A 7,198-nucleotide genomic window follows, 5' to 3' on the forward strand; every position below is an offset into this window, starting at 1 on the left:
GCGGGTATCAGCGCCAGGGCGACCAGCAGGCCGGCCAGGATGCTGGACAGGATAGTGGGCCGGCGGCCGGCGCGGGCCAACTGCAGGGGAAGTACTGCGCCGGCGCCCAAGCAGAGGGAGAAAAAGGGACTGCCAGCCATTAGGAATTTCAGGCGCGCTGGCTGATAGATGCCGCCGGCGGCCATGAGCGCGACGGGGATGAGCCAGCCGAGGAACGGGAGGAGCCAGCGCGCGGCCGGCAGTGGCGCGCGTTCCCTGCCGGCGAGGGCAAGCGCCGCCGCTCCGAGGGCCAGGAGCAGTGCGAATGGCAGGGCAGTGCTCCAGGGCGCGTCCAGGCCGGCCGGCCCCAGGCAGAGCGTTCGCCAGGCTGACCCGAGCCACGTCATGATATCCATGGCGGCCGTGCCGCGCGGCCAGGCCAGCAGGCGCGACAGCCCGGTGCCCAGCCAGGGAAGGTATAAGAGGAGCACGCCGGCCTGCATGCCGACCCATGCGGCGAGAGTGCGGGCGCGCCGGCGCTCCATCCAGGCGAACAGGAAGACCAGGTTGCATGCCAGCAGGACAGCCGGGAAGAAATAATGGGTGTAGAGGCCGGCCGCGCCGGCCAGTATATATATCAGGGCGAACAGCCAGCGGGGATGTACGATCCAGCGCCAGGCCCCCCAGGCCGCCAACGCGGACCAGAATGCCATGAGCATGTACATGCGGGCTTCCTGGGCGTAGTACACCTGCAGGGGGGAAACGGCGGCCAGCAGGGCGGCGGCCAGGCCGGCAGGAGGGCCGGCAAGCTCCGCGCCCAGCGCGTACACCAGGATTACCACTCCCAGCGAGAAGAGCACCGAGGGGCCGCGCAGGGCGGCTTCGCTCTGGCCGAAGAGGGAGCACCATATCTTCAGGAGCCAGTAATAGAGGGGCGGGTGAATGTCCAGCGCGGCTTGTTGGGCGATGACGGCGAAGGGCCGGCCGGCGAGCGCCGCGCTGTTGCCCTCGTCCGCCCAGAGGGACTGGCCGTCCAGACGGTACAGACGCAGGGCCAGGGCCAATAGCAGTATCAGCGCCAGTGCCAGAAGAAGGCTCCCATCTCGACGCCGTTCAGCGGCGTACACGCCAGCCCTCCCGCAGGCGCACGCCGCGCCGGCCTGAGATAACATAGGCGATGGCGGCCAGGCCGATGATGGCAAGGATGCCGGCGGGGATCAGCCAGGGCGTCCAGGCCGGCCAGGGCCGGATGATGAGGGCATCCAGCGCGCCGCGCCCGCCGGCGACCTCGATTTCCACCGTATGAGGGCCTGGAGAGAGCCAGCTCCCGCGCCATACGACCTGCCCGAACCCCTCCGCCGGCGCGGTCAGGGCGACTTCGTGGGCCGGCGCACCGTCCACGCGCAGGCGCAGGGAGCCGAAGGCCGGCCCGCGCGGCGCAATCAATGACAGCTCCCGGCCCTCGAAGCGGAAGGTGATGGATGCGCCGGCTTCCTCGCTCCAGCGGTAGGCCCCCAGCACCGCGCGGTCGTCGCGATCGGTCTGCCAGGCGCCCTGGTAGCGCAGTGCCCAGTGGTCCTCCTGATGACAGCCGCGGTACAGGGCCGGCTCCTGGCGGGTGTAGGATTTCAGCGCCTCGTACAGCGGCATGGGGGTGAAATCCGGCTCCACCATGCGGAAGTAGTACATCGGCTGGTTGATCTCCTGGTCCGTGGCGCGCTTGAAGAACCAGACGTTGGCGACCCCCAGCCACGGCCACTCCCGTTGGATGCGCTCATATGCCAGGAGGACATAGCGGGCCTGTATTTCCGGTGTCACCTGACCGAAGGGCTTCTCGGGGAGCGCATCCGGCGCGGCGTTCCAGTTCATCTCGGATATCCAGATGGGCTTATGGGCGTCGCCGTTCTTCACCATGATGTCGCGGATGTAGAGCGGGCGGGAGAAATTGATGACGCGCGGCTGTAGGCGGCGGTCGGTGGGGCCGGACCACAGGCCGTAGCCCTGCATGGCTAGCACGTCGAAATAGGGGGCGGCGCCGGCGTCGTACATCTGCTGTAAAAAGGCGAAATCGTTCAGGTTGCGGTAGTCCAGCTCGATGGTGGAGGCCATCGCCCCGCAGATGATGACCACGTCGGGGTCCACCGCTTTGGCGCGGGTGTAGGCGACCTTGAGCAGTTCAGTATAGCCTTTGGGGTCCACCGGCCGCTCGCCCCATTCGGGGTAGATGTTCGGCTCGTTCCATATCTGGTAGTAGCGCACGCGCCCTTTGTAGCGCCGCACCACCATCTCGACGAAGTCGCCGAAGTCCTCGAAGTTGTCGGGCGGGGCGAGGGAGCCGGCGGCATCGCCGGCGGCCCGGCTCCACGCCGGCGGATTGTCCAGCCGCACGATCAGCTCCAGGCCGTATTTCTCCGCCAGGGAGACGATGTGATCGTACTTCTCCCAGGCGGAGCGGTAGGGTGTATGCCGGCGGTCCTCGAAATCCCCCTTGCCGTGGATCTCGATGTCCTCCCACGGGAATTCCTGACGGATCCAGTGGAAGCCGGCCTCGGCGATCATGCGCACCGCCAGTTCGCGCTTGGCGGGGTCGGCCTCCTGCTCCAGGAAGGTGTTGACGCCGAAGGGGTTGAGGCCGGCGTGCGCCACCGGCACGTAATCGGCCGTCTGGGGGTGGGGGCGGAACTGGTCAAAGAGGAGCTGGAGCAGGGCCTTGGCCTGCGGGAGGGGTTCCGTCTCACCGGTGATGGAGAAAAGCCAGTCGGATGGCGAGGAACAGGCGGCCAATCCGCCGGCCACTGCCATCACCAGGATCAGAACGCCCATGTATCGTGCCAGCCGTTTCATGAACGACTCGCCTCAGATCAGTCAGGGATGGCAGAAGCCGAGCAAGTGTACTCGGCTTCTGCCCAACGCATATGTGGTGAATGGTGCGCCGGCTTCAGACTGGCCGGCGGTTAGTGCACGAAGTCCACGATGGCCTGCTGGCAGGCGCCGGCGCCAGAGGCGCTGGCCGTGGTGTGCACATTGGCCAGCTCGGAGATGCGCTTGCCGGACGCATCCACCACCCAGACGTACCAGTTGCCCTCGCGCGGCCCCTGTGGGTCGAGGATGAAGGTATAGATCGGGCGCGTCGGGTCCGTACCGGTGACATAATCGGGCACCGGTGGGTTTGGGTCGTCCGGGATCCAGGACAGGCGCACGCGCTTGCCGGTCTGCGGCGTGGTGCCTTCATAGACGGTGCCCTGGATATAGGTGATGCCGGCGTTGGGCAGGCAGGACTGCACGACTGCCCGGTAGTAGAAGGCCGGGGCAGGGGTGGGCGTCGGCGGCTGTGGCGCCGGCGTGTTGGTCGGTGGGCGCGGCCGCGGCGTCGGAGTGGGCGGGACCGTCTCGTCTACCGGGATGGTGTCCATCGGCACGCTCAGGTCCACATACTCTGAGGCCACCCAGCCCTCCTGATTGTTCAGACAGCACACTCTCAGCCAGGTCGAATCGGCGGTGCGCTTGCGCACCTCCAGCACATAGCCTTTGGACAGTTTGCCCAGGGAGGCGTACTGGGTGCTGGGGCCGGCGCGGTAGTTCAGGTTGGCCAGCTTCACGATCGCCTGCGGCATGGGGGTGGGCGTGGGTTGCGGCGTGTCCGTCGGCGTCGGGGTCACGGCCGGCGTATCGGTGGGCACCGGCGTGTTGGTCGGGATCGGGGTCGGCGTAAATACCGGCGTCGGGGTGAACGTCGGTTTCGGGGTCTTGGTGAATGTCGGGGTGGGAGTGGGAGGCCGCTTCCCCACCAACTGGCTGACCGAACAGCCCATGGTCACCAGCAGAGCGAGGAGTGCCACCACCAGGATAAGGCTCGAACGCTTGTGCATGGTTACCTCACCTCAACGAATTAGGTTGCGAATCCGGACAGCGTTTCGGCAGAACCGCCCGAAGCACGGCTCATTATAGCATAAGGGCTCAGGCCGGCCAAACTTGGGAGATGGCCTGCCAGACATCCTCCACGCTCACAGCCTCGATACAGCGAAAACGTTGGCAGGTCTCGTTCCAGCGTCCCCGATCGAAGCAGGGAGCGCATTCTGGCGGCTTCCAGACGGCCCGGTGGCCGGCGCCGTAGGGGCCGTAGCGGCGCGGGTCCGAGGGCCCGAACACAGCGACCGTGGGCGTGCCCACGGCGGCGGCCAGATGCATGGCCCCGGTATCATTGCCCACGAAGACGGCCGCCCGCTCCAGCAGGGCGCCCAGCTCGTCAAAGGACAGCTCGCCGGCCATATTGTGCACGTGCTCCAGCTCGCCGGCCAGATGCCGTACCTCCTCCGCCAGCTCGCGATCGCCTGGCCCACCGACGATGATCACCGATGCCCGACGTTCCTGCGCCAGCCGGCGGGCGATCTCCGCATACCGCGGCGCCGGCCAGCGCTTGGCCGAGAGCACCATGCCGGGGTTCTGTCCGCCGGCGGGGTGGATCACCGCCACAGGACGCCCCACCGGCATCATTCCCTGGACCCGCTCCCGGGCGGCCGGCGTCGGATAAAAGGTCGGGCGGGCCCCTGCGGTGGGGATGCCCAGGGCACGCACGCAGGCCAGGTACAGATCCACCTCGTGCATCAGGCCCACCACCGGCACGCGGCGGGTGAGGGCGATGCCTCGGCCGGCGCTGTCCAGCCCCACGCGCCAGGGCACGCCGGCCAGGGCCGGCAGGAGCGCCATGGCGGGGGAGCGGTCCAGCACCAGGCACAGGTCATATCGGCCGGCGCGGATGCGGCGCGCTAGCCCCAGCCATTCCCGCCAGGAATAGGCGCCCTCGCCCACGCGCTCGCAGTCTATCAGACGCCGGAGGTGGGGATGATGTTCCACCGCCGGCCGGGACCAGCGCCCCACGGCGAAGTCTATGGATGCTGTCGGCCAGTGCCGGCGCAGGGCCTCCACGACGGCGGTGGCCATCAGCACGTCGCCGAGACAGCAGGGCTTGAGCACCAGGATGCGGGGATCGGGCGGCAGAGGGCGCGGACTGCCGGCCGGCCACAGCGCGGACAGGATTCGCGATGCCAGGGTGATGGCTGTGTCGCGGAAGGGCATGGCGCATCCTTCAGCGGGAGCTGGCGGCGCGCGGCCGGCGGGTCCGCTGGACCGCACCGCCGCCGGTGTACATGGGCACCAGCATGGCAAACACGGTACAGCGTGTCTGCACCAGTATGCGCGCCCGCAGACGGGGTTCCAGGTCTTCGAGGCGCTGTGCCATGGTGAAGACCGTCGGCAGGCGCATGTTAAAGCGGAAGTTGATGAGCTGATAGAGCTTCTCGCGCGCCCAGGGGGTGGCGCTTTCCAGCCCCAGGTCGTCCAGTACCAGGAAGGGGGCGCGCCGCACTTCCTCGAAGCGCTTGTCAAAGGAAGCCTGGCTGTTGGGGCCGAAGGCCGCGCGCAGATAGTCCAGCAAATCCGGCACGGTGACGAAGACCGCTGGCCGGCCGCGCCGCACCTGCTCGTTGGCGATGGCGGCCGCCAGATGGGTCTTGCCCGTGCCGTGGTCGCCGAAAAAGACCAGCCAGCCGTCCGGATGTTCGGCATAGGAGCGCGCCAGGGCCAGGGCATTGACCAGATTCTCGCGCTCCTCGCGGGTTAGCTCGTGGTCGCGGGTGCTGAAATTCTCGAAGGTCATCTCCGCCACCTGCGCCAGGCTGTTGAGGTTGGTGTGGAGCGCCTCGCTGAGGGTTTGGCCGGACTGGCGGAAGTCGCCGGCGAGAATCGGCACGATGCGGGCGAAATCGGCATCCGTCATGCGGGAGCGGATGCGCGGCTCCAGGTCCTCGAGCTGACAGTTGGAGGTGATGACTGTGGGAAGCCGGTGGTTATAGCGGTAGTTCAAAATCTGGAAGAGCTTTTCCTGTGCCCAGGGAGTGGTGGCCTGGGTACCCAGGTCATCCAGGATGAGCAGGGGGGCCGATCGCACCAGCTCGAAGCGCTCGTCAAAGGTCACCGGGCTGTTGGGAGCGAAGGTGGCGCGCAGGTGATCCAGCAGGTCTGGGACGATGACGAAGAGCGCCGGCTCTCCCCGGGCGATGACCTCGTTGGCGATGGCCGCGGCCAGATGGGTCTTGCCACAGCCATATCCGCCCATGAGGATCAGCCAGCCCTGCGGATGGCGGGCGAACTCCCGGGCGGCCTCGTAGGCGGAGCGCAGGTTGCGGCGCTTATCCTCCGGCAGGCCCAGGCCCTCCGGTAGGAAGGTGTCAAAGGTCATGCGCTCCAGCTCGCCCAGGTTGCTCATGCGGCGAAGCTCGGCGCGGCGCTTTTCCTCCAGCTCCTTGCGCTTGCACTGGCAGGGTATGAGTTTGCCGAAATCGGGGTGATGGACGGGCACGTCGAAGGTGACGTAGCCGGCGCCTTTGCAGATGGGGCAAACCTCTTTGTCCTGCCGGCGCTCAGTGCTTGACGTAGCGCCCGTATTTGCCCTCGATGTATCGACGCCCATACCCTTCAGAATCTCGTCCAGTGATCTCATCCTGTTTCCCCTCTTGGGCCCAGCGTTCGAGGATGGCGCGCACGTAGCGCCAGTTGCGCACGTTGCGCTCGGCGGCGATGCGAAAGGCCTCCTCGATCCAGCTCATGGGGTAAGTCCGCTCGGCCTCGCGCAGTTCCTCGGCGATCAGGGGCTGGAGCAGGCCGATGTTCTGCTCATAGAGCACGAAGATGTTGGGGCGCTGGAGCCGCCAGGGCGCCGGCCCCGGCTCTCCCTCCGCATCGGGGGCCGGCTCGCCGGAGGCCAGTTCCTCGGCCAGCCGTCGGCCGGCCGGCTCGTTGAGCACATAGGTCTCTTCCCATTGATTGCCCCTGGCGCGGCGCAGTGTCAGCAAGGTGCCTCGCGCCGCCGCCCGCTCCAGGGCCAATCCGACAGCGTCCTCCGCGCGCTGGCCATCCAGGCCGAGGATATGGTGAAGCTCGGGGTCTTGTTCCAGTTCCTTGCGCAGGAAAAGGACAGGCGCGCCGGCCTGTGCGCGGCGGTACAGCAGGCAGAGGGTGAGTTTCAGCTCCGCCAGGTCGTCCACCGCCGGCAGGAGGTGCTGGAAGAAGGAGGCCGGCAGACCGATTGTTTCCTCATCTTCATCGAAACCGACAAATCCCAGCAGACGTTTCGCCATCAATAATACTCGTCCAGAGGATGTTCGATAATCTGAATCTCGTGGAAGCTGACGTTCTCTTTCTTGAAGTAGAGCGGGATAGT

General features: G+C 67.1%; 6 protein-coding genes. All 6 read right to left on the bottom strand.

Annotated elements, in window-relative coordinates:
- Positions 1 to 1,106, bottom strand: a 1,106-nt coding sequence (locus H5T60_09885) for a glycosyltransferase family 39 protein (protein ID MBC7242740.1), incomplete at its 3' end; no start/stop codon positions are given.
- Complete coding sequence (locus tag H5T60_09890) at positions 1,093 to 2,802, bottom strand: cellulase family glycosylhydrolase (protein MBC7242741.1); 1,710 nt, start codon at positions 2,800 to 2,802, stop codon at positions 1,093 to 1,095. The genes H5T60_09885 and H5T60_09890, both read right to left, overlap by 14 nt.
- A 131-nt stretch (positions 2,803 to 2,933) precedes the next feature.
- Positions 2,934 to 3,848, bottom strand: a complete 915-nt coding sequence (locus tag H5T60_09895) for an SH3 domain-containing protein (protein ID MBC7242742.1) — start codon at positions 3,846 to 3,848, stop codon at positions 2,934 to 2,936.
- Positions 3,849 to 3,936: 88 nt separating this feature from the next.
- Complete coding sequence (gene waaF, locus H5T60_09900) at positions 3,937 to 5,055, bottom strand: lipopolysaccharide heptosyltransferase II (protein ID MBC7242743.1); 1,119 nt, start codon at positions 5,053 to 5,055, stop codon at positions 3,937 to 3,939.
- Positions 5,056 to 5,065: 10 nt separating this feature from the next.
- A complete protein-coding gene (locus H5T60_09905) occupies positions 5,066 to 6,448 on the bottom strand; it encodes an ATP-binding protein (protein ID MBC7242744.1) in 1,383 nt (460 codons plus the stop codon).
- Positions 6,399 to 7,115 (bottom strand): DnaD domain protein, encoded by a 717-nt coding sequence (locus H5T60_09910; GenBank protein ID MBC7242745.1) that lies wholly within the window; start codon positions 7,113 to 7,115, stop codon positions 6,399 to 6,401. The genes H5T60_09905 and H5T60_09910 overlap by 50 nt, the downstream gene beginning before the upstream one ends.
- Positions 7,116 to 7,198 lie beyond the last annotated feature (83 nt).

Source organism: Anaerolineae bacterium, from assembly GCA_014360855.1.
Lineage (GTDB): Bacteria > Chloroflexota > Anaerolineae > JACIWP01 > JACIWP01 > JACIWP01.

Bases quoted from the DNA above. Each gene is read 5' to 3' on its own strand.
- H5T60_09890 (MBC7242741.1), bottom strand. From the start codon at position 2,802: ATGGGCGTTCTGATCCTGGTGATGGCAGTGGCCGGCGGATTGGCCGCC.
- H5T60_09895 (MBC7242742.1), bottom strand. From the start codon at position 3,848: ATGCACAAGCGTTCGAGCCTTATCCTGGTGGTGGCACTCCTCGCTCTG.
- waaF (MBC7242743.1), bottom strand. From the start codon at position 5,055: ATGCCCTTCCGCGACACAGCCATCACCCTGGCATCGCGAATCCTGTCC.
- H5T60_09905 (MBC7242744.1), bottom strand. From the start codon at position 6,448: ATGGGCGTCGATACATCGAGGGCAAATACGGGCGCTACGTCAAGCACT.
- H5T60_09910 (MBC7242745.1), bottom strand. From the start codon at position 7,115: ATGGCGAAACGTCTGCTGGGATTTGTCGGTTTCGATGAAGATGAGGAA.